Source organism: Aeribacillus sp. FSL K6-3256 (assembly GCF_037965805.1).
Lineage (GTDB): Bacteria > Bacillota > Bacilli > Bacillales > Aeribacillaceae > Aeribacillus > Aeribacillus composti.
In genome coordinates this window covers 1,430,345-1,452,475 of record NZ_CP150188.1, presented here as the reverse complement: position 1 = coordinate 1,452,475, position 22,131 = coordinate 1,430,345, and the positions used below count along the sequence as shown (strand labels likewise).

At 41.2% G+C, this 22,131-nt stretch carries 22 protein-coding genes; all 22 read right to left on the bottom strand.

Annotated features, from left to right (window positions below; genetic code table 11):
- Positions 1 to 10: 10 nt before the first annotated feature.
- Complete coding sequence (locus tag NSQ84_RS07060) at positions 11 to 775, bottom strand: beta-ketoacyl-ACP reductase (RefSeq protein WP_130158406.1); 765 nt, start codon at positions 773 to 775, stop codon at positions 11 to 13.
- An 80-nt stretch (positions 776 to 855) separates the two neighbouring features.
- Positions 856 to 2,034: an acyl-CoA dehydrogenase family protein gene (locus NSQ84_RS07055; RefSeq protein WP_144598324.1), complete on the bottom strand. Its 1,179-nt coding sequence runs from the start codon at positions 2,032 to 2,034 to the stop codon at positions 856 to 858.
- A 116-nt stretch (positions 2,035 to 2,150) separates the two neighbouring features.
- On the bottom strand, positions 2,151 to 3,338 hold the full coding sequence (locus NSQ84_RS07050) for a thiolase family protein (RefSeq protein ID WP_066248708.1): 1,188 nt from the start codon (positions 3,336 to 3,338) through the stop codon (positions 2,151 to 2,153).
- Positions 3,339 to 3,446: 108 nt separating this feature from the next.
- On the bottom strand, positions 3,447 to 4,598 hold the full coding sequence (locus NSQ84_RS07045) for an acyl-CoA dehydrogenase family protein (RefSeq protein ID WP_311067173.1): 1,152 nt from the start codon (positions 4,596 to 4,598) through the stop codon (positions 3,447 to 3,449).
- A gap of 387 nt (positions 4,599 to 4,985) precedes the next feature.
- Positions 4,986 to 5,966, bottom strand: coding sequence for an electron transfer flavoprotein subunit alpha/FixB family protein (locus NSQ84_RS07040; protein WP_311067172.1), 981 nt, complete (start codon positions 5,964 to 5,966; stop codon positions 4,986 to 4,988).
- A gap of 22 nt (positions 5,967 to 5,988) precedes the next feature.
- Positions 5,989 to 6,762: an electron transfer flavoprotein subunit beta/FixA family protein gene (locus tag NSQ84_RS07035; RefSeq protein ID WP_311067171.1), complete on the bottom strand. Its 774-nt coding sequence runs from the start codon at positions 6,760 to 6,762 to the stop codon at positions 5,989 to 5,991.
- A 79-nt stretch (positions 6,763 to 6,841) separates the two neighbouring features.
- Positions 6,842 to 8,461 carry a long-chain fatty acid--CoA ligase gene (locus NSQ84_RS07030; RefSeq protein WP_311067170.1) on the bottom strand — a complete coding sequence of 540 codons (1,620 nt, stop codon included), beginning with the start codon at positions 8,459 to 8,461 and terminating at the stop codon, positions 6,842 to 6,844.
- A 220-nt stretch (positions 8,462 to 8,681) separates the two neighbouring features.
- Positions 8,682 to 9,452, bottom strand: coding sequence for a glucose 1-dehydrogenase (locus NSQ84_RS07025; protein WP_066248722.1), 771 nt, complete (start codon positions 9,450 to 9,452; stop codon positions 8,682 to 8,684).
- Positions 9,453 to 9,472: 20 nt separating this feature from the next.
- Entirely contained in the window at positions 9,473 to 10,621 is a 1,149-nt protein-coding gene (locus tag NSQ84_RS07020; RefSeq protein ID WP_063386868.1) for an acyl-CoA dehydrogenase family protein, read from the bottom strand.
- 284 nt (positions 10,622 to 10,905) lie between these two features.
- The gene (locus tag NSQ84_RS07015; RefSeq protein ID WP_063386867.1) at positions 10,906 to 12,582 is read right to left on the bottom strand and encodes a sigma 54-interacting transcriptional regulator; all 1,677 of its coding nucleotides are present in this window, start codon (positions 12,580 to 12,582) and stop codon (positions 10,906 to 10,908) included.
- Positions 12,583 to 12,797: 215 nt separating this feature from the next.
- Positions 12,798 to 13,430, bottom strand: coding sequence for an urease accessory protein UreH (locus NSQ84_RS07010; protein ID WP_311067169.1), 633 nt, complete (start codon positions 13,428 to 13,430; stop codon positions 12,798 to 12,800).
- A gap of 26 nt (positions 13,431 to 13,456) precedes the next feature.
- Positions 13,457 to 14,266: an urease accessory protein UreD gene (locus NSQ84_RS07005; RefSeq protein ID WP_066248729.1), complete on the bottom strand. Its 810-nt coding sequence runs from the start codon at positions 14,264 to 14,266 to the stop codon at positions 13,457 to 13,459.
- Positions 14,267 to 14,268: 2 nt separating this feature from the next.
- Positions 14,269 to 14,877: an urease accessory protein UreG gene (ureG, locus tag NSQ84_RS07000; protein ID WP_063386865.1), complete on the bottom strand. Its 609-nt coding sequence runs from the start codon at positions 14,875 to 14,877 to the stop codon at positions 14,269 to 14,271.
- Between the two features lie 167 nt (positions 14,878 to 15,044).
- Positions 15,045 to 15,728 (bottom strand): urease accessory protein UreF, encoded by a 684-nt coding sequence (locus NSQ84_RS06995; protein WP_311067168.1) that lies wholly within the window; start codon positions 15,726 to 15,728, stop codon positions 15,045 to 15,047.
- Entirely contained in the window at positions 15,721 to 16,170 is a 450-nt protein-coding gene (ureE, locus tag NSQ84_RS06990) for an urease accessory protein UreE (protein ID WP_063386864.1), read from the bottom strand. Before ureE ends, NSQ84_RS06995 begins: the two co-directional genes overlap by 8 nt.
- 11 nt (positions 16,171 to 16,181) lie before the next feature.
- The gene (gene ureC, locus NSQ84_RS06985; protein WP_066248737.1) at positions 16,182 to 17,891 is read right to left on the bottom strand and encodes an urease subunit alpha; all 1,710 of its coding nucleotides are present in this window, start codon (positions 17,889 to 17,891) and stop codon (positions 16,182 to 16,184) included.
- Positions 17,888 to 18,211 carry an urease subunit beta gene (locus tag NSQ84_RS06980; protein ID WP_311067167.1) on the bottom strand — a complete coding sequence of 108 codons (324 nt, stop codon included), beginning with the start codon at positions 18,209 to 18,211 and terminating at the stop codon, positions 17,888 to 17,890. The genes ureC and NSQ84_RS06980 overlap by 4 nt, the downstream gene beginning before the upstream one ends.
- A gap of 13 nt (positions 18,212 to 18,224) precedes the next feature.
- Entirely contained in the window at positions 18,225 to 18,527 is a 303-nt protein-coding gene (locus NSQ84_RS06975; RefSeq protein WP_063386861.1) for an urease subunit gamma, read from the bottom strand.
- Positions 18,528 to 18,733: 206 nt separating this feature from the next.
- The gene (urtE, locus tag NSQ84_RS06970) at positions 18,734 to 19,435 is read right to left on the bottom strand and encodes an urea ABC transporter ATP-binding subunit UrtE (protein WP_094245567.1); all 702 of its coding nucleotides are present in this window, start codon (positions 19,433 to 19,435) and stop codon (positions 18,734 to 18,736) included.
- Positions 19,429 to 20,178: an urea ABC transporter ATP-binding protein UrtD gene (urtD, locus tag NSQ84_RS06965; protein ID WP_063386859.1), complete on the bottom strand. Its 750-nt coding sequence runs from the start codon at positions 20,176 to 20,178 to the stop codon at positions 19,429 to 19,431. Before urtD ends, urtE begins: the two co-directional genes overlap by 7 nt.
- Entirely contained in the window at positions 20,153 to 21,217 is a 1,065-nt protein-coding gene (urtC, locus tag NSQ84_RS06960) for an urea ABC transporter permease subunit UrtC (RefSeq protein WP_311067166.1), read from the bottom strand. Before urtC ends, urtD begins: the two co-directional genes overlap by 26 nt.
- 11 nt (positions 21,218 to 21,228) lie before the next feature.
- Positions 21,229 to 22,131 carry an urea ABC transporter permease subunit UrtB gene (gene urtB, locus NSQ84_RS06955; RefSeq protein WP_094245564.1) on the bottom strand — a complete coding sequence of 301 codons (903 nt, stop codon included), beginning with the start codon at positions 22,129 to 22,131 and terminating at the stop codon, positions 21,229 to 21,231.

Sequence of the window (22,131 nt, the reverse complement as noted above, 5' to 3'; positions counted from 1 at the left end):
CCGTCGATTTCTAGTTTTTCGGGCCCCCGGTTACATATAACACTTGCCCGTTCACAAAAGACGATCTTTCATCTGCAAAAAATGCTACCGCGTTTGCAATATCAAACGGCTTTCCGCTTCTGCCTACAGGTATATTGGCAGCTCTAGCGCTTACAAACTGCTCAAACGGCACGCCGATTCTTCTAGCTGTTTCCTTCGTCATATCAGTTTCAATAAATCCAGGCGCAACCGCATTTACCGTAATCCCAAACTTGCCAAGCTCAATGGCAAGCGTTTTGGTAAATCCTTGGATCCCTGCTTTTGCTGTTGCATAATTTGCTTGGCCGCGGTTGCCGAGAGCGGAAGTCGATGAAATATTAACAATCCGTCCGTATTTTTTTTCAACCATATATTTTTGAGCAGCCCGTGCGCAGTAAAAAGAACCTTTTAAATGAACATTCATCACGGTGTCCCAATCAGAATCTGTCATCTTGAACAATAAATTATCTCGAATGACACCGGCATTGTTGACAAGAATATCTATCGAACCGAATGTATTCACGACCTCTTCCATCGTACCTTCCACTTGTTCTCGATCAGTCACATCCGCCGCTTTTGCAAAAACCTCAAATCCCTTTTCTTTCAGTTCATTTGCTGTGGCCTTTAACGCTTCCTCATTTAGATCAATAAATGCCACTTTTGCTCCTTCCTCAGCGAAAAGCTCGACAATACTTTTGCCGATCCCACGGCTTCCTCCTGTTATAAAAGCAACTCTCCCATCAAATCGACCAGCCATTTCTGCTCCTCCTAACCATATTTTCGAAAAATTTCGTCATTTCCGGTTAAATTTGTATTAAAGTGACGTTTCATGAATGGTTAAATAAATTGACCGATTTTTACATGTCCTTTTAAAAGGTTTCTTGCAATGATCATACGTTGAATTTCATCTGTACCGTCATAAATTCTCCAAAGCCTTGCTTCCCGGTACCATCTTTCAATTGGCAATTCTCTTGTATATCCCATTCCGCCGTGAATTTGTAAAACTCGATCCACTACTCGATTCCCCATATTTGCGCCAAACAGCTTCGCCATCGAAGCTAAATGCCGATTATCCTCTCCTTGATCAAGAGTATAGGCAGCATTTAATACCAGCCATTTTGCCGCTTCGATTTCAACAGCTGAATCAGCAATTTGCCATTGAATGGCCTGTCTTTCGGCAATCGGTTTTCCAAAAGTAATGCGCTCTTTTGCGTAGTCGATCGCCATTTGCAAAAGACGCTCAGCTGCGCCGACTGCTCTTGCTCCGACAACCCATCTAGCAAAGCCGATCCATTCCAGTCCAAGGCTATAGCCTTTATGCAATCCACCTAAAATATTTTCTTCCGGGACGCGAACATTTTCAAACACCAGCCCGGCCGGTCCCCATTCTCCCATCGTATGAATATACTCTGATCTCCACCCCATTTCTCGATCAACAATGAAGCATGTAACCCCTTCACGGCCATTGGATTCTTTATGCTTTTCTTTATCTGTAATGGCAATGACCATGACAAAGTCTGCTTCGTTTCCGCCAGTGATGAACGTTTTTTCACCGTTCAGCACCCACTCATCGCCGTCTTTTACGGCAGTCATCTTTATGTTTCGTGTATCTGACCCTGCACTTGGCTCAGTCATGGCAAAGCATGACTTCTTCTCCCCATTGATCGTCGGTATTAAATATTTTTTCTTTTGCTCTTCATTTGCATAGTAAAGAATATTATCTGCTGAACCGCCAAATTTAAATGGTACAAACGTTTTCGCAACCTCCATATAGACGATCGCCAGCATAACATTTCCTAAATCTGCTCCTCCGTATTCGGCTGGTGTGTTAATTCCCCAAAAACCAGCTTCTTTCGCTTTCAGCTGAAGCTCTTCAAGCTTGCCAGGCGGAAGGCTGGGCTTTCCTTCCCTTTCATTTCTGAGCACTTCATTTTCCAAAGGCATTAACTCTTTTTCAACAAATTTTTTTATCGTTTTTTGAACCATTTTTTGTTCTTCAGATAGACGTAAGTTCATGTTAATCTCTCCATCCTTTTCCAATTAAGATGAACTATTGATTCTCCTATACTACCGGCCAGAATGCATATCCCTTTGCAGCGGATTTTGATCAGGGGCTTTGAAGCGGTTGATTTTTAAACGATCAAATTTTCAATCAGCATGGCCATTCCCTGTCCACCGCCTACACAAAGAGTTGCTATACCATATCGGTTATTTCTTCGCATCATTTCATAAAGCAATGTCGTGACAATCCGTGCTCCGGTCGCACCTAAAGGGTGGCCGAGAGCGATCGCCCCACCATTCACATTTACTTTTTCATAGTCAAGGTTTAGTTCGCGAATGACTGCAAGCGCCTGAGAAGCAAACGCTTCATTCAGTTCGATTAAATCGATATCTTCCATCTTTTTTCCTGTTCGCTCCAGCAATTTTTGCACCGCTGGAACGGGTCCGATCCCCATAATTTCCGGGGATACGCCTGATTGCGCCCAATTTACAATCCGGGCTAATGGCTGAATGTTCAACCTTTTTGCCTTTTCTTCGCTCATGATGACCAATGCGCTCGCGCCGTCATTTCTGCCGCACGCATTACCTGCTGTCACCGTTCCGTTATGCCGAAAGGCCGGTTTTAATTGCTGCAATTTTTCCAAGGTTGTATTCGGGCGCGGATGTTCATCTGTATGAAAAATGAACGAATTTTTCTTGCTGTTGATTTCAATCGGAACAATTTCAGCTTGAAAATTCCCTTCTTGGATGGCTCTCTCTGCGCGCTTTTGGCTTTCTAATGCAAATAAATCTTGTTCTTTCCGTGAAATATTATATTTTTCCGCAACATTTTCTGCGGTTATGCCCATTCCCAGCTGATCTCCATAGATTTCATTCGGCTGCTGACCTGCCTCAGTATTGGAATCTACCAAATACGGCTGTCCCGCGCCAAAGCGAACACCTCTTAAATAGAAAGGCGCCCTTGACATATTTTCCGTGCCGCCGGCAACGACAATTTCCGCATGGCCTGTTAAAATTTGCTGTACAGCTGAAGCGATTGCCTGCATTCCTGAGGCGCATAAACGATTCACAGTAAAGGCGGTTGCCGTTTCAGGGATTCCTGCCCGCAATGCAGCGACTCTGGCAACATTTGAAGATTCCGTCGTTTGCCTTACCTCGCCTAAAATCACTTCATCTACTTGGGTTGGCCCGATTTTTGCTCTTTTTATTGCCTCTTTGATAACATGACTAGCCAAAAATCCGGAATTGATATCCTTTAATGCTCCGCCATACCGGCCGATCGCTGTTCGAACAGCGCTGGCAATGACTATGTTCTCCATGTACGTTCCTCCCCCGGAGAGCAGCTTTAAAATTTTTTTATATTATTTTTCCAGCAATCTTTTGTTATCCGTTTCGAAACACTTGCATTTACAGCATGACCATAATGGTTATTGGCCGTATTCCTTTTGTAATTGGCGGGCAATGATGTTTTTTTGAATTTCCGATGTTCCTTCATAAATTCTCGTAATCCGGGCATCTCGATAAAATCTTTCAATTGGATAATCTGAAATATAGCCGATACCGCCATGAATTTGAACAGCTTTATCTGCGACACGGTTATACACTTCCGACCCGTATAGCTTTAACATTGCTGCCTCTTTTATCACTTTCATTCCTTGATCTACCATCCACGCAACACGGTAGGTAAATGAACGCAATGCTTCAATTTCCATTGCCATTTCTGCAAGCATGTGAGCAACAGCCTGGTGTTCAATAATCGGAACATCAAATTGAATGCGTTCTTTTGCATATTGAACGGATAAGTCTAAAAGCTTTTGACAAGATCCTAAATTTCTGGCTGCTAATCCGGCTCGGCCATTCGCTAAAATTTTTAATGCATTCACATATCCTTGGCCTTCCTCCCCTAAAATATTTTCAGCTGGAACCTCGCAATCTTCTAAAATAATTTCAGCAGAATGAGAGCCTTTCAACCCCATTTTCTTTTCAACTGCTCCAACACGAAAGCCGGGGAAGTCCTTTTCTACGATAAAGGAAGTGATTCCCTTTGATCCTTTAGATGCGTCTGTTACGGCCATGACGGTGAAAACATCCGCTACCGTAGCGTTTGTTATATAATGCTTTGTGCCATTCAAAATATATTTATCTCCTTTTTTGATCGCGGTCGTTTTTAAGTTGGTTGCATTGGAACCAGCGCTTGGCTCCGTCAAAGCAAATGCTCCTATTTTCTCCCCCCGCGCCATGGCTGGCAAGTATTTTTTCTTTTGCTCTTCATTGCCCATTTCGACAATTCCGACTGTGCCGATGCCAGTGTGTGCTCCGATTAATGTTGTAAAACCGTTATGGGTGGCGCCAATTTCTTCATATAAAGCACATTTCCCCACCATCCCGATTCCAAGCCCGCCGTATTCTTCGGGGATGCTTAATCCAAACAAGCCCAGTTCCTTGGACATTTCCACAATATGTTCGGGGATTTTATCTTCTTCTTCAATTTGTTTCGCAACTGCTTCGACTTCTGCTTGAACAAAATCTCGCACATTTCTTTTTAACAATTCGATTTCTTCATCCAGCTGAAAATCCATTTTTTCACCTCTTTTGTCCCCAATTTATAGCTTGCTTCACTGATGGTTTATTCGAGCAAACCGGTTGGATGAAGCCGAATCGTCCATCTCTGTCCGCTTCACTCTGTCATAGAAACGGTTCACCCAAGATGCTTGCAATACATGCAAACAAGTTAGCCGTTTGATCAAAAGTGCCGACAAGACAAATTCATTCCCTGAGGGAAAACTTTCAACGTTTTAAAAACGCTTTCCTTTCATGCTGCGAATCGCACCCGTTTTCCGAATAACTATCTAGCATATAGAGATTTTCCCTAATCCTCTCTCTCTTCATGGCAGCTTTGCTAAAAACAGCACAAGACTTTTGAATGGAAATTCCGATCTTCAGGAAAACCAAATTTTTAATGCGGTTTAGAAACTAAGGACCTTTAACTTTTTAAATTCCTCTGTCAACATTGGGACCACGTCAAACAAGTCACCGACAATTCCGTAATCCGCCACTTTAAATATGTTTGCTTCCGGATCTTTATTAATGGCGACAATCACTTTTGAATTGGACATGCCGGCTAAATGTTGAATCGCTCCAGATATTCCGCAGGCAATATATAAATCAGGTGTAACTACTTTGCCAGTTTGGCCGATCTGCATCGAATAATCGCAATATCCAGCGTCACAAGCTCCGCGGGATGCCCCGACAGCTCCTCCCAATACTTCCGCAAGCTCTTGGAGCGGTTTAAAGCCTTCTGCACTTTTCACTCCACGACCTCCGGCGATAATTACTTTTGCTTCTGAAAGATCAACACCTTCAGAAGCTTTTCGAACGACGTCCTTTACGATCGTGCGCAAGTCTTTTATTTCAACCGATATGGAAGCAACTTTACCTGTTCTTTCCTCATTTTTCTCCAATGGCGCTATATTGTTTGGTCGAACAGTAACCAACATAATCCCCTCTGTTACCACTCTCTTTTCGAATGCTTTTCCCGAATAGATGGGTCGTATAAAGGTGATATTGTCACCGTCTGCCTCAATAGCTGTTACATCAGAGACGAGCCCTGCGTTTAATTTTGCGGCAATTTTCGGTGAAAGATCTTTTCCTAGTGACGTATGACCGAAGACAATTCCTTCTGGTTTTTCCTCCTCAATCACTGCCATAAGCGCTTGAGCATACCCATCAGGAGTATAATGCTTAAATTTTTCATTTTCCGCCACTACCACCCGATCCGCTCCATAGGCTATCATGTCTGAAGCAAGATTTGCTGCTTTTTCACCTATTAAAATTCCAACAACCTCTCCTCCGTTTGCTAACACTTTTGCAGCTGCAATTGCTTCAAACGAAACATTGCGCAGCGCTTTATCGCGGATCTCTCCTAAAACGATTACTTTTCTTGCCATCCTCATCTCCCCTTTGTCGTGATTAAATGATATTTGCTTCGCTTCTTAATAATGAAACAAGTTCTTTTGCCTGATCTTCTAATTCACCTTTTAATATCTTGCCCGCCTCTTTTTTCGGAGGTAAGAAGATTTCTAATACTTTCGTTTTTGGCTCGACATCATCTTCTTCCAAATCCAAGTCATCTAATTCTAATTGCTCCAGCGGCTTTCTCTTTGCTTTCATAATGCCTGGCAAAGATGGATAACGGGGCTCATTCAATCCTTGTTGAGCGGTGACCAGCAAAGGAAGCGACGCTTCAATCACTTCTACATCCCCTTCGACATCACGCTCAATTTTTACTTTTCTTCCGTCAATTTCTAGCTTTGTGATCGCTGTTACATAAGGTATTCCAAGCAGTTCGGCAACGCGAGGTCCTACTTGGCCGCTTCCGCCGTCAATCGCTACATTACCGGCTAAAATAAGGTCATAGTTCTTTCCTTCTAAATAGGTTGAAAGAACTTTTGCTGTCGTCCATTGGTCTCCATCCTCAACATCCTCCTCAAGTTTAATGAGAACTGCTTTATCTGCCCCCATTGCAAGAGCTGTACGCAATTCCTTTTCACCGTCTTCATTTCCAGCCATAACAGCTGTTACTTCTCCGCCTTGTTCATCGCGAATTTGAATGGCTTCTTCAATGGCGTACTCGTCATATGGATTGATGATAAATTCTGCTCCTTCCTCCTGAATGATTCCATCAGTCAATATAATTTTCTCTTCCGTATCAAACGTTCGTTTGATCAAAACGCATATGTTCATATTTATCACTCCAGTCTTTTTTTAGAACTTAGTGTGCTGACCGCTGCCAATTTTTCAGCTGATCGTTTTTTAAAAAGCTTCAAACATTTCTTTTCTGTGATTTTTCCTCTTCTACTAATATTCTTTTTAATAGTTTTCCAACCGAATTTCTCGGAAGGCTGTCACGAATCTCGAATTCTTTTGGCACTTTATATCTTGCTAATTTGGCATAACAAAATCCTTTTAATTCTTCAATGTCCATTTCGCTATTATGTTTCGGAACAATATACGCCTTCACGATTTCCCCTTCGTTTTGATGAGGAATCCCGACAACTGCTGCTTCTTTTACATTTGGATGCTCATATAAAACGCTTTCAACTTCTTGCGGATATACATTAAATCCGCCAACGATGATCATTTCTTTCTTTCTGCCGACAATATAGAAATATCCTTCATCATCCATCATGGCCAAATCCCCTGTATAAAGCCATCCGTTTTGAATAGCCTGTTTGGTTTCCGCCTCATTGTTCCAGTACCCTTTCATCACTTGCGGCCCTTTAATTAAGAGCTCCCCGATCATTTTCGGACCTAGCTCATGATCATTTTCATCGACAATTTTGCAATCTGTAGCCGGCAACGGAATGCCGATGCTTCCAACTACCCGTTTTCCAAATGGCGGATTGCGGTGGGTGGTCGGCGAAGCTTCGGACAAGCCGTACCCTTCACCAATTGCCGCTCCTGTCAGCTTTTCAAAACGTCTTAACACCTCCACCGGCAAAGGTGCTGAACCTGAAGTGCAAACTTTTAGTTTTTTTAAATCATATTGATCGATGTCAGGGTGATTGACAAATGCGTTATACATCTTCGGAACGCCTGGAAATTGACTTGGCCGATATTTCTGTATTTTTTCAAGAATATCTTGAACGTCAAACTTTTGGAACAACAGTATTTTGGCACCAATGTAAATCCCTAAATTCATCGCACATGTCATCGCATAAACATGATACAAAGGGATTGCCGTCAAAATGATTTCTTCTCCGAAAATCATTTTATCGCCATACATCAAATAACTTTGAATGACATTGGAGGTTAAATTATAATGTGTCAGCATCGCACCTTTCATTTTCCCTGTAGTCCCACCAGTATACTGAATCACTGCCACATCCTCTTTTGCTTGGACATCCGTACATTTTTCAAGCTGTTTAGAATAATCTATTAAGGCTTTCAAATCGATAAATTGCCGATCTTTTTCTTCCGTGTTTTTTTGAGAAACGAAGATCTTTTTAAAAGGATATATGTGTTTTGCTTCTTTTATTTTTATTAAAGCGTTTTCATCAACCACTATATATGAGATTTGTGAATCAACGATAATTTGCAAAAGCTCCCTAACCGTGTAAAAAGGGTTAATTTGCACAACGGTTAAACCTAATGCAAGTGCTGCGTAATATGAGATAATATAATGAGGATGGTTGGCAAGCATTAACCCGATTCTTTCCCCTTTTTGAAGCCCCATTTCGTTCCATGCTGCAGCTAGTTGATCGACTCGGCATTTTAACTCGTTATAAGTGATTTCTTCATTTTCAAAAATGACGGCAATGTTTTTGCCAAATCGCTTTGAAGTTTGCTCCAAAAAATTGTATAAAGATACTTCTGGAAAATTGAATGTTGACGGTTGATCTTTATACCATTTGCTCCACGGGCGTCCTTCTAGCAATTCCAAAATTGCAACCTCCTGCGCTTTTTATTGAAGACAAATAGCTTCTTTTCAGTTTATGACCCTTAACGTTCAAAACTGTTCACATCTATGCCGTTATTTTTTCTGAATTTTCATAAAATTAATTCGTTAGAAGGCACTTCTTTTCCTCTTATCTCGAAACAAAATTGCCAAAAGCTTCCCACCTGAATCCGATTCAACCAAAGCATCTAACAGTTCCCCGTTCTTACAGAGAACTGCCTCCATCAATTGCGACAATTTGGCCTGTCACATAATTGCTGGCAGGGCTTGCAAAAAAGAGCACCAAAGCCTTTAATGAATCCGTATCACCGATTTTTCCTAACGGGTTACGTTTTTTTATTTCGTCTCCTTTTTGGCGAAGGGTATAATCTGTCATTTTTGTATGGAAAAATCCCGGAGCAATCGCATTAACATGAATGTTGTGCTTTGCCCACTTACGGGCTAGCTCTTTTGTAAAATGATGAATGGCTGCTTTGCTTACGCTGTAACCGGTCGCATTTAAAATTTCAGGAGATTCAGCTTTTAATCCGGCAACAGAACCAATATTGATAATTTTTCCATATTGTTGTTTAATCATATGCTTGCCTGCTTCTTTCGACATGAGGAAAGTACCTGTTATATTCACATCGATCACTTTTTGCCAAGCCTCAAGCGGCATGTCTTCAACATCGGCTCCCCAAGTTGTGCCGCTATTGTTGATTAAAATATCGATTTTGCCAAAATCATTGATCACCTCGGTTATAAATTGCCGGACGCTTTCTTCATTTTGAACGAAGCATTGATACCCTTTCGCGTGAATATTGTATTGTTTTTGAATGTTTTCAGCTGTTTGCCTGCAATTTTCAACCTTTCGGGAACAAATCGCCACATGACAGCCTGATGCTGCTAAAGCCTCTGCCATATGTTTTCCCAGCCCGGTCCCGCCGCCGGTAACGACGGCCACTTGATCGCGAATATGAAAAAGTTTATTTAGCACAAGCCATTCACTGCCTTTCCTTAAACTTCTTCGAGAATTTTTCTTGCGATAATGATTCTTTGAATCTCATTGGTTCCTTCATATATTTTTGTAATTCTGGCATCCCGATAGTACCGTTCAACTGGATATTCCGATACATACCCCATCCCGCCATGAATTTGGACAGCGCGATCTGCAACACGGTTAAAGACTTCAGAAGCAAATAGTTTGGCCATTGCTGCTTCTTTCATCACGTTTTTCCCTTCGTCCACCATCTGTGCGGCCTTTAACGTTAACGTTCGAGCCGCTTCTGTTTCTGTCGCCATATCCGCAAGCATCCATTGAACCGCTTGAAAATGAGCAATCGGCTTCCCAAACTGGATTCTTTCTTTTGCATAGGCAGCTGACATCTCAATAAGCTTATCACACGAGCCGACCGACCTGGCCGCCAGCCCAATCCGTCCTTCTGCCAAAATTTTTAAGGCTGATATATATCCTTTGCCAACCTCGCCAATAACGTTTTCTTCTGGAACTATGCAATTTTCCAAAATGACTTGTGCTGTATGAGATCCTCTTAATCCCATTTTTTTATCTTTTTTCCCTATGATTAATCCAGGAAAATCCCTTTCAACGACAAAGGCTGTAATCCCTCCTTTCGCTCCTTTCTCCTTATCCGTTACCGCAAAAATGGTAAAAATATCAGCTATCGGGGCATTTGTTATAAAATGTTTGATTCCGTTTAAAACCCAGTAATCTCCCTTCTTTTCCGCCCTTGTTGAAATATTTGTAGCATCCGAACCAGCCCCAGGCTCGGACAAGGCAAAACAGGCTATTTTTTCTCCGGCCGCCATTGCTGGTAAATATTTTCTTTTTAATTCATCAGAACCGAGCTTCACTAATCCTGTGCTACCGATTCCTGTATGTGCACTTATCATGCTGACAAAGCCGTTATGCGTACGACCAAGCTGCTCAAGAACGATCGCTTTACCAAGCGTATTTAAACCGATCCCGCCGTACTCCTCAGGAATACTGATTCCGAACAGGCCCAGTTCTTTCGCTTGATCGATGATATGTTGGGGAATTTGATCCTCTTCTTCTATTTGTTGAGCATATGGTTCCACTTCATTGTCCACAAACTGCTTCACCATTTGCTTCATCTGGTCGATTTCCTGTATCGTTGTTTCAAGCATGCAGCTTCCTCCTCAACAAGTTTTCATTTTTTTATAAGCAATAAGCGTGCCAATGACACATGATCGTTTTATTGCTTTTTTCCGAAATGCAGCGGGGGAAAATAATTCATAAATAAATCACTTTGTAGAAAAGTCTTTATTTCTCGGAAAAATATTTGATTCAAATATGAATCGATCAAATCAGTTTTGATTCACAAAAAAACTCCAATCCTTTCTTGAAAAAGATTGGAGTAAATTTATTTTTATCAGCATTGTTTAAGAGGAGTATAAATGATCTTTGCATGCTAGTTTTCATGACCATTTATATTTAAGTTGTATTTTCTCAGCTTTCGAACCACTGTTGGCTGACTCGTTTGCAGTGCTTCCGCTATTTCATACGTCGTTTTATATTTTTTACAAGCCATTCTTAAAATATTCTTTTCAGCTTGCTCCATCGCTTCCTTTAAAGATGGAATATTCGAATGGAACGTATTTTCATTTTGATATTCCGGCGGCAAATGATGAACCTTTAACAATTGATCCCGATTTACGAGCACAATTCTTTCAATCAAATTGGACAGCTCGCGAATGTTTCCCGGCCAATGGTAATGGTAAAAAAAGTCTTTTAATTCAGGGTCTATTTTCTTTTGCTTCCGATATTTTTTGTTTACATTTCGCAAAAACACTTCTACTAATGGCAAAATGTCCTCTTTTCTTTCTCTTAGAGGAGGGATGTGAATCGGGACGACATTTAAACGATAAAATAAATCTTCTCGAAACTCCCCTTTTTTGACCATTTCTTTCAAATCACGATTTGTTGCTGCAATAATTCTCACGTCTACCTTTTTTGTTTTCGTACCACCCAACCTTTGTACTTCTCTTTCTTGAATCACGCGCAATAATTTGACTTGCAAGTTTAATGGCAATTCTCCCACTTCGTCTAAAAACAGCACGCCCTTGTCAGCCGCCTCAAACAAACCTTGTTTTCCCTTTGCATTCGCTCCGGTAAAAGCGCCGCCTTCATATCCAAAAAGCTCAGATTCCAATAATTCAGGGGGAATGGCTCCGCAATTGACCTTAACAAATTCCCCTTTAAACCTTCTTTCGCTATTGTCATAAATATGCCGAGCCAACACATCCTTCCCAACGCCCGTTTCGCCTAAAATCAATACGGTTGCATCTACATTGATAATTCGATTGGCAGTGTCGTAAATGAATTTCATCTGCTGGCTATTGACAACGACATCATGCTCATCTTCCTTGTTTCTTTTTAATCGGTCAATCTCTTTTTTATATGTCTCATTTAATTCATTTGCTTTTTTTAAGGCTTTCTGGAGCTCATTTAATTCGGACAAGTCGCGAATATTTGTGACAACTCCCTCAATTTCGCCGTTTTCGTTAAAAATCGGATTGCCTGTTAACAATGTTTCTCTTCCTGAATAGTTTAGTTGGACAACTGACACCGTTCTTTTTGTTTTCAAAACTTTATGAGTTACAGAGTCTTTTAAAATCCCTCTCTTTTGGAGATAATCTACCTTTTTCCCAATATAGTATTCTTTTGGAATTCCAGTAATTCGTTCGATTGCCGAATTCGTTTTAATCGTAACACCTTCTTTATCCGTAATATAAATGCCGTCGTAAGAGTTTTCGATAATGGCGTCTAATTCACGGTTAAGGCGATGGGTCTCTTTTAACTCATCAAGCAATGAAATTAAATCTAAGGAAAAAGTCCCTATATAAAAGAAATGTTGAGATTCTTCTATTTTCGTTTTCAGAAACATGCAGCTTTTCCCTTCCACCTCCGTTCGCACAACTTTTCCATGTTTGAATTCTTCCCATATATGAAATATGTCGTGTATTTTTTTATGTTTAGTAGAAGTACGGACGTATTCATTGAATACTTCGTTGCCAAAGAGGATTTCTTCGTTGGGGGACATGACAAAATAGGGAAAGGGGATTTGAAATTGAACGGCTGAGCTCATCTAACCACCTCTATCTCACAGTTTTGCGGATTTTTTAGGTTGGCGATTTTTCGCCTCTTTACATATATTTGATTTACGAACCAGTTTCTACAAAAAATGTGGATGATTATTAAAAGAATACAATACTTTAATGATTTAGTAAATAATCCCAATACACATGAAAAAACCCCATTTGGATGGAGTGATCCAAACGAGGTTTTAAGCAATTAATCGATTTATATAAACAATCCGTCTTTAAAGCCGATTTCATAAATATAAAAGGTGCCGTATAATATACTAATTGCTCCGGCAAGCGAGCAAATGAACGGAACATATTTTTTCACTTTGCTTCCGAGAATAAACGGCAGACCGAGAATGGTTGTAAAACAAAACATGCCGACGATCGTCCCGACTCCGAAAATGCAGATGTATAAAAACGCTTGAAAATAGCTTTCAACAGTTGTCATCGTTAACAGCACCATTGTCGCGCTTCCTGCCAAACCGTGAATAAAACCGATGATCAATGATTTAATATTTGTATATTCCGTTTCATCGTTTCGCGCCAGTTTGTGCCTGCCATCGCGAAGACTTAAAATTCCTAAAATCACTAACATAATCCCGACGAATAATTCCAATGTCAATGAAACCTTCTCCGGAATAGCTGTTTTTAATCCGATCACGATCATCCCGATCAACAAAAGGGTAGCGGTGTGTCCAATTCCCCAATATACTCCTGTTAAACTGGATTTCTTTAAAGTTTTTGTCCTGCTGGCAATTGTGGACACAGCAATCACATGATCCGGTTCAGTTGCATGTTTCATCCCGAGAATCAATCCGAAAAAAAGCACGGATAAAAAATTGACTGACACATTTTTCACCTCTTCTATTTATCTCTTTAATATTTTCGTAATAGGATTGGAGGTTCTTTTAATAGATAAGCTCTCGCCAATCGGTGAACTTCCAAAAACAGCCCCTCAATGTGATCGGTATGGTTTCCTAAAATTCTAATCATAAAGGCAGATGGCAAAAATCTTGAAATGCCGATCCGTCCATCAAACGGTCCTCCCTGCAACTGGCATGAAATCTTTTCCATTAATTTATCATCCACTTCGTCAGAAATAACGAGGAACGAACCGTAATGTGTATAGCCTTCCATATTCAATAATTGATCAATTCCCCGATCCCCTTGTTGATAAAAATGATCGAACAAAATCAATCGATTTTCCTTATAAACTTTTAATTTTAGCCGAATTGCATCGAAACAGAACGGCTGCCCGGTTTCAGACCAGCCCGGCGTAATAATTTCTTTGTACAAAAAGGCTGCACCCTTTTCCATATGGACGATGGTTTCCTGCTCAAAGCGAGCCTGTTCATAAACGATCAACGGATCTGACAAACATTCCAGCACGCTGTCTTTTTGCAATGTAAACAAGAATTTCTGCTTGACAGGTTTTTTCGGTGTTTTATAAATTTTCGTTGAAGATTGTGACGTCACCGCAAGCCTTGCCTTTTCACCTAAGGAAATTTCTTGTGCGTATTCATCCCCGTCTACACATCCGCCGCCGACATGAATCACATAAACGATCGGTATCGACGATTCCGTATAGACCGGCTTTGTCATTTTCAAAGCTCCTTGAAAAAAGTGATCCGTAATTACGGTCCGCTCCCCTTTTTGCTCCGCGCGAATCTGCAAAATTCCTTCCATTTCTACAACCCTGCCAGCAGCGCATTTCGTTTAATCCAATTGATCACATTATCTAAACCAATTTCTTCCTTTAAATTAGTAAAAAAGAACGGTCGCTCCCCCCGCATCATTTTCGTATCTTGTTCCATGATTTCAAGACTTGCACCGACATAAGGAGCGAGGTCGATTTTATTGATGATAAACAAATCAGACTTAATCATCCCTTGTCCCCCTTTTCTTGGGATTTTTTCCCCTTGGGCAACATCAATGATATAAATGGAGAAATCGACTAATTCCGGGCTGAAGGTTGCCGCTAAGTTATCTCCACCGCTTTCAACAAAAATCATATCTAAATCCTCGTGTCTTTCTTTTAACTCATCAATTGCCGCAAAATTCATCGATGCATCCTCACGAATGGCCGTATGGGGACAGCCGCCTGTTTCGACGCCGATAATCCGATCCTCCGGAAGAACGCTGTTTTTTATTAAAAATAAGGCATCCTCTTTTGTATAAATATCATTAGTGACAACAGCAACACTGAATTCCTTTGACAAATAGCGAGTCAATTTTTCCACTAGCAGCGTTTTGCCGGCTCCTACTGGCCCTCCAATTCCGATTCGTATAGGTTCCATTTTGACTGATTCGGGATTAGCCCCAAATCTTCCCCCCCTTATCTTTTGATCAAGCTTTGCAGTTTTTTTTGAAAAGAAGCAGATCGCTTCTTACGCTTTCCAGCCTTTTCGCTTCAGCCAAGCATGCAGAGAGTTTGTAAAAATAATGAAACTCTGAAAACAGTCTGTTAAGACATAAAAAGTCTTACATGCAATTGCTCATGCCTCATTTGTGCAATTTCAAGGCCAGGTGATTGCGCACCTAAATCGTCGATCGATAGTTTGCCAATTTTTAAAACAGCTCTCCTCACATCCTCCTGCAAATCTTTTAATAGCAGCTGCCCTTCTTTTTGACCGATCGGAATGCCGCGGACTCCGTTTTGTACAAGCGTTTGAATAGTGGAATACAAATACGTTACAAGCGTTGTTTTTTCATCCGCTCCTATTTTTATCCCGACAATGGCAAAAACGAGAGCCGCATGTCCGTAAAGCTCCTTCGCTTTTATTTTTTGAGCATATTGTTGCAGTGTTGGATGAGGGTAAATATTTAAACAAAGCTTCAGCATTTGCTCGCCAATTCTTCGGTTCCCTTCTTTCGTTTCTTTAGCCATTAAGCTGGCGTAAAGAATCTCATCCAGCTTCCAAAGCTCCTCTTGTTTCCCTTCTTTTTCAAATTGATATGCAAGCCGGCAAGCCAGTCCGTCCGTATAGACGAGCTGCTTGTCAATGTACGTTTTTAAAAAACTTTTAAATGTACTTGCATCTTTTATTTTCTGCTCAACAATATATGTTTCGAATCCGAACGAGTGGGAGAAGGCTCCGGAAGGAAAGTTTGAATCGCATATCTGCAATAAAGGCAGCCAATCAATCATGGTGATGATGTCCGACATATCGAAAAGGTTGTTTTATTTTTCGTTTCTCCCGTTTACATGGAATGTTCAGCTCGTTTGCAAGTTGTTCTACAAGATGATCGTATTGCACGATCATTTCATTTCCTTCAAACTGAGCCGGCAAATGTCTGTTGCCGATTTGATGTGCAATTTCTCCCATCTCTTTCAGCGTAGCCGGACAAATGACAAGGACATCTTCAGGCAGGACAGAAATAATGATCATATTGTTTTCATCTTCATATAAAATGTCACCATCTGCCAGCTTCTTTTCCTCCTTTAAACGAATCCCTATTTCGTTCCCGTGGTCTGTTTTCACTCGTTGAATTCTTTTGAGCAGATCATCGCTTCTTAAATAGACGCGCTCCACATGTTTTTCCTTTACTGCTTTTGCATAAATATTTCCAAGTGTTTCTTTAATAATCATCCGTCTTCACCTCAAAACAGAAAATATCTTTGCGCCATCGGAACAACTTCAACCGGCTCACAATTGATCAATTCACCGTCTACCTTTACCTCATACGTTTGTGGATCGACTTCGATAGAAGGAGTTTCACCATTAAAAACCATGTCCTTTTTCGTCAATGTACGAACTCCTTTGACGGGTTTCACGATTTTTTGCAACTTTAACTTTTCGGGAATGCCGGCTTTTATTGCTGCTTTTGACAAAAATGTGATCGATGTTTGTGAGACAGCTTTGCCAAATGATCCGAACATCGGACGGTAATAAACAGGCTGCGGAGTTGGAATGGATGCATTTGGGTCTCCCATCAAACTATAGGCAATCATTCCGCCCTTGATGATCATTTCCGGCTTCACCCCAAAAAAGGCCGGATTCCAAACAACTAAATCCGCCAATTTGCCGACTTCTACAGAGCCGACATATTCAGATATTCCGTGGGCAATCGCAGGATTGATCGTATATTTTGCCACATATCTTTTCACTCTGAAATTGTCATGATCTTGGCCGTCTCCCTTTAAGGAGCCCCGCTGCTTTTTCATTTTATCTGCGGTTTGCCATGTCCGCGTAATCACTTCGCCGACCCTTCCCATCGCTTGCGAGTCGGAACTGATCATGCTGAATACGCCAAGGTCATGAAGAATATCTTCCGCCGCAATCGTTTCTTTGCGAATGCGGGAATCTGCGAAGGCGATATCTTCAGGAATAGCCGGATCCAAATGATGGCAAACCATCAGCATATCTAAATGTTCCTCGAGCGTGTTGACTGTAAACGGTCTTGTCGGATTTGTCGAAGAAGGCAAAACGTTTGGCAGGCTGGCCATTTTCATAATATCCGGAGCGTGTCCCCCGCCTGCGCCTTCCGTATGGTATGTATGAATGACCCGGTCTTTAATCGCTGCAATGGTGTCTTCTACAAAACCGGCTTCATTTAACGTATCTGTATGGATGGCAACTTGCACATCATACTCGTCAGCTACGGATAAACACTGATCGATCGCCGCCGGTGTTGAACCCCAGTCCTCATGCAGTTTTAAACCAACTGCACCTGCTTTGATTTGCTCCTCTAACGCTTTTTTTCCGGATGAATTTCCTTTCCCTAAAAAGCCGAAATTCATAGGAAAATGTTCAACTGACTCCAGCATTCTATAAATATTCCATTCACCCGGTGTACAAGTCGTTGCATTTGTCCCTGTTGCAGGCCCCGTTCCTCCTCCTATCATTGTTGTAATTCCAGATGTCAAAGCTGTTTCAATTTGCTGAGGGCATATAAAATGAATATGGGTATCGATTCCGCCTGCCGTAACAATCATTCCTTCTGCCGCAACGATTTCGGTTGAAGCTCCGATTACCATTGTGACGCCATCCATTAATAATGGATTTCCCGCCTTTCCGATCGCGGCAATTTTCCCATCCTTTATGCCGATATCCGCTTTATAAATACCTGTATAATCAATAATAATGGCGTTTGTGAGAACAAGATCCATCACGTCTTTCCTTTCGGCAAATGGATGCTGTCCCATTCCGTCGCGAATCACTTTCCCACCGCCGAATTTTACTTCATCTCCGTATACGGTAAAATCTTTTTCGATTTGAATGAAGAGTTCCGTATCAGCCAATCTAATGCTGTCTCCAGTTGTCGGGCCGAACATATCGGCATATTGTTTGCGCGGCATTTGAAAACTCATTTGTCCGCCTCCTTTGTCAACGGTCCGTTCGTCAAATTATTTAAACCGTACACTTCTTTTTTTCCCGAAAATTCAACGAGCTCTACGATTTTCGCATCGCCCGGCTCAAACCTTACCGCCGTTCCGGACGGAATGTTTAAATGCCTGCCGAACGCCAGCTGCCGGTCAAATTCGAGCGCCCTGTTTACTTCAAAAAAATGAAAATGCGAACCGACTTGTACTGGACGGTCCCCTCTATTGACAACATTGAGCCTGATCGCCTCTTTCCCTTTATTGCAAACAATCGGAGCTGATTTTAATCGATATTCCCCTGGAATCATTTTTTCACCTCTTTTACCGGATCGGATCATGGACGGTTACAAGCTTCGTTCCGTCTGGAAATGTTGCCTCCACCTGGATATTTTCGATCATTTCCGGAACGCCTTCCATCACATCATCTCTAGTTAAAATTTTTGTGCCATATTGCATCAACTCCGAAACCGTCCGTCCTTCCCTTGCGCCCTCCATAATCTCATATGTGATGATGGCCACTGCTTCCGCATAGTTCAGCTTCAAGCCTTTTCTCTGCCTTCTGCGCGCTAAATCTGCAGCAACAACGACCATCAATTTTTCCTGCTCTCGGGCTGTCAGCTTCATAACACCCTTCCTTTCTAACAGACAATCAAAAATAACACGATTTTCTTACATTCCATTTCCCTCAATGGGTTGAAGATAAAAGGTGTTTTTATGTTATTTTTTATTACAAATATAATTCACACTATGTGAAACACCAAGTGTTATGTTATATTTTTTAACATGGAAAATTTAAAAAAATTTTTCTAGGGGGAGGAGGAAGTTTTAAATTAAACTACTAAATATTGTTGAATGTCTTCAATATTTGTGTTTTTTACTACACCCTTTGATACAACAGTTCTTTTGTCCAAAATATAGTATTCATCAGAACAGGCAAATGCTGAATCTATGCTGTGCTCAACTAAAACGACGCCAATTCCTTTTTTGGACGCAATTTTTACAATGACCTCCTGTATTTGCTCTACTATAGATGGTTGAATCCCTTCCATCGGTTCGTCCAGCAATAATAGCTCGGGCTGCCCGGCAAGAGCCCTCGCAATGGCCAATTGCTGCTGCTGCCCGCCGCTTAAATCTCCTCCTTTTCTCTTCAACATTTCCTTTAAAACAGGAAAAAGCTCGAAAATTTCCTCTAAAACAAGCGTTTTTTCTATCTTTTTCGAAACAGCTTCAAAGCCTAAAATGAGATTTTCTTCCACAGTCAGCGAAGAGAAAATCTCCCTGCCTTGGGGAACATATCCGATTCCTTTTTTTGCCCTCCTTTCCGGAAGCTCATGTGTAATTTCCTGATCATTCCAATAAATAGTCCCGTCCATCGGCTTTAACAATCCAACAATCGTTTTGATCAATGTTGTTTTTCCCGCCCCGTTTCTTCCCAGAATGGAAACGACCTTTCCTTTTTCAACTTCAAGATGAACATTATTCAACACCATCGTTTCATCATATCCTGCTTTCAAACTAGATATTTTTAGCACACCTTTGCCTCCCTTCCTAAATAAACCTCTGCAACAAGCTCATTTTGCTGCACTTCCTCCATGGAACCTTCACACAAAATTTTCCCTTCATGCATAACTGTTACCTGTTCAGCAAAATTCCGAACAAAATCCATATCATGTTCAACAATCAGCACTGCGCATTTCTCAGCTATTTCTTGAATAAACAAGCCGGTTTTTTCCCTTTCCGCCCCAGTCATGCCGGCAATCGGTTCATCAAGAAGTAAAACTTCCGGTTTTTGCAGCAGCTGCATGCCGATTTCAAGCCATTGTTTCTGGCCGTGGGACAGCAAGCCTGCTGGGTCATAAGCTCGATCTAAAAGATCGGTTCTCTCAAGCATTGCCGTAATTTCGTCTTTTTCATCCGCGGTTAATTTCGCCTTCATAACGGAAAAAAGATTTCTATTTTGTTTGATCGATAACTCCATGTTTTCAAATACGGTTAATTCAGTAAAAACGGACGGATTTTGAAATTTTCTAGCGATTCCATGCCGAACGATTTCGTGCTCTCTCCGCTTTGTCAAATCTACTCCTTGAAACATCACTTTTCCATCTGCTGCTTTTGTTTTGCCGCAGATGACATCAAGAAGAGTCGTTTTGCCCGCACCATTCGGACCAATTAAAAAACGAATTTCTCCGTGATGAACATCTAAATTGACACCTTGAAGCGCTTTAAAGCCGTCAAAATCAACAATAATATCATGACACGACAGAATCGGATTCACCTTTTTTCACACCTTTTTCAAAAAATTTCGCAATACGCTTTGGAAAAGCTTCGAACAACCCGGCAATTCCTTTCGGGAAAAAAACAACGATCAAAATGAATAGAATGCCTAAGCAGAAAAGCCAAACATCCGGATATGTTTCACTGAAAAAGCTTTTGGCTCCGTTTGTTAAAATCGCTCCGATTATGGCGCCGAATAACGAATGACGGCCGCCGATGGCTACCCATAAAACCATTTCAATTGAAGGGATAATATCCATCATCGAAGGAGAAATGAGACCGACCTGCAAAACAAACAACGCGCCAGCTATTCCGGCAAACGAAGCCGATAAACTGTAAATAAACACTTTAAAAACAGCCGGATCAAATCCTAAAAACCGAAGGCGGTTTTCGCCGTCCCGAATGGCAATTAATACATGGCCAAGTCTGCTTTTGGTAATCCAAACAGATAACATAAAAATGGCAAACAAAGCGAAAACGGTAATAGCATATAAAACAATTTGTACTATTGGTGAGGATAAAGAAAACCCAAAAACGGTGCTAAAATTGGTTAATCCGTTTGTACCGCCTGTCAAATCCTGTTTGGCAATTAAAAGTGTGACGACGACAACAACGACTGCCTGTGACAAAAGAGAAAAATAGACGCCTTTGATCCGGTTTTTAAACGTAAGCATGCCCAAAACCGCTGCCAGCATAGCTGGTATGAAAATTGCTGCCATTATGGAAAAGAAAGGATTAAAGAAGGGCTTCCAAAACCACGGAAGCTCCTGCACTCCGTTCCATTCCATAAAATCCGGCAACGCTCCTTTTGAAGCCTCCAATTTTAAATACATCGCCATGCAATAAGCTCCAATCCCAAAATACACGCCGTGACCTAAGCTTAATATCCCGGTGTACCCCCAAATAAGACAGATTCCTACTGCAATGATCGCATAGCAAAGAAATTTTCCGAGCAACGCTAAGCGGAATTCGGTTAAATAAAACGGGGCCAGAAGTAAAATCAGGAAAAATAACAGATAAATCATTTGTTTTCTGCGCATAATCCGTCCTCCTAATCCAATGCCCTTGTGCGATAAGAGAAAATACCTAACGGTTTCCACTGCAAAAATAAAATGATCACTGCAAATACAATGACTTTTGCCATCGTGGCGCCGAAGGAATATTCAACAACAGTGCTAAGCATTCCAATGCCAAATGCGCCGATAATCGTCCCTTTCAATCCGCCAATTCCTCCTAAAATGACAACCATAAACGCATCGACAATATAGTACGTTCCAATTGTAGGGCCGATCGGTCCTAATAAAGTTAAGCTACAGCCAGCGATTCCGGCTAATCCAGCTCCGAGAGCAAAGCCTAGAGAATCTATTTTTCTTGTAAAAATTCCTAAACAAGAGGCCATATTTCTATTCATCGTGACCGCTCTTATTCTCAAACCGGTAGACGTTTTGTTTAAATAATAATAAAGCAAAGCGATACAAACGATTGACAGAGATAAAATCAACAACCTTTTATAAGGCAATGTAATGCCAAATATTTGCCAGCCTCCATCCATCCAAGCAGGTGCAACAACCGCAACATTCGGAGCGCCAAATATGGATCTGGCAATCTGCTGCAAAATCAAACTAATTCCCCAAGTGGCCAAAAGACTGTCTGTTGGTCGATTATATAGAAAACGAATGATTCCTTTTTCAAGCAGATAACCGATAAACGAAGCAACGAGAAATGAAATCGGTATAGCAATAAAGTAGTAATAATTAAACAAGTTTTCCGGCAAATATTTAGAAAAAATGAGCTGCATTACATAGGTTGCATACGCACCGACCATAATTAATTCACCGTGGGCCATGTTGATGACATTCATTAAGCCAAACGTTATAGCTAAGCCAAGGGCGATCAATAACATGATCGATCCAAGGCTCAGCCCGTTAAACAGTTGACTGATGAAAATTGACAA